This is a genomic window from Microcystis sp., assembly GCF_048564745.1.
Lineage (GTDB): Bacteria > Cyanobacteriota > Cyanobacteriia > Cyanobacteriales > Microcystaceae > Microcystis > Microcystis ichthyoblabe_A.
Genome location: NZ_JBLZRT010000098.1, coordinates 1 through 1,105 on the forward strand (window position 1 = coordinate 1; position 1,105 = coordinate 1,105).

A 1,105-nucleotide genomic window follows, 5' to 3' on the forward strand; every position below is an offset into this window, starting at 1 on the left:
GGTGATATGCCAAAAGTTTCCGTATAATATATAGTTAGCTGACTTATTAAGTTTATGAAAGGAAAACACACATGACTGCTGAGCAGAATATATCAACTGGCAAAATTACGGCTTTGATTGGTGTAGTTTCTTCTGTAATCACCATAGTATTGACAGTCTTTAATACCTATACAAAATGGCAAATTGATGCAGCCGATCAAAGATTGAAAGAAAGAGGGCAAGAACTTGAAGCAATCTTTAAACAGAGAACAGCGGATATCGAGGCATTAAAAGAAAGAACTAGCCGATACACATTTGTAAAAACTCTTTTTCAAGATTTAGAAAGTAATGACTCAAAAAAACAAACTCTTACAATAAATTTGATAAGGCTCACTCTTACAGAGGGTGAATCAGAAAGACTTTTTAGAGGATTCACAAATTCTCCTGATCAAAAACTTCAGAAAGTAGGAAATGAAGGTATTGCCGTGATTCAAAAAGAAAAGAGTTCTGCTCAAGTTGCTGCCGAAAAGGAAAGAGAGGGGTTCTTGTACTTACGTGAGAAGAAATTTGATGATGCTCTTAAAGCTTTTGAGGCTGCGGAAAAATCCTTTCCCACATATCACAATGTATATGAAATTTCTAATTTGCTTAGAAAAGAGAGGGGTAACTTTTCAAATCCAGAGGCAAGAAAGAGAATCCTAAAGAGGATCATTGATGAATATTCATGGGGAATGCCAGATGATATCAAAGATCAGTTGAGAAAAATTTCTGACAGTAATACCTAACAACCCGATTCGAGAGGACTACCGAGTAGTCTTGAGTAGTAGATCGCAATTTTGTAGGGTGCGTTCCCTAATGTGGCTCCTACTGCTCCACTAATAGATTTTTGGAAACGCACCATGCACATTGATTGAAACTGTGGGTTAAAGTGCGGTCGCCGATCTTAATAAGCTATATTAACGACAATACTTAAAGAGAAGGCTTAAAATGGTTAAATCAACTTTGTACAGGACAGCAAAAGTCCTACCGGGAAATAGAATTGAAATTGAATCTCCAGAGCTGACTGTAGGACAAACTGTTGAGGTAGTTATTTTGGTTGAAGAAGTTAGTTCTGATTCTTCTACCA

General features: G+C 36.7%; 1 protein-coding gene. It reads left to right on the top strand.

What is annotated here, in order from left to right:
- Positions 1-71 precede the first annotated feature (71 nt).
- Positions 72-764 (top strand): hypothetical protein, encoded by a 693-nt coding sequence (locus ACOCD9_RS11550; protein WP_287700650.1) that lies wholly within the window; start codon positions 72-74, stop codon positions 762-764.
- Positions 765-1,105 lie beyond the last annotated feature (341 nt).

What these genes read in the sequence shown, in the direction of transcription:
- ACOCD9_RS11550 (WP_287700650.1), top strand. Translation starts at nt 72, where the DNA reads ATGACTGCTGAGCAGAATATATCAACTGGCAAAATTACGGCTTTGATT.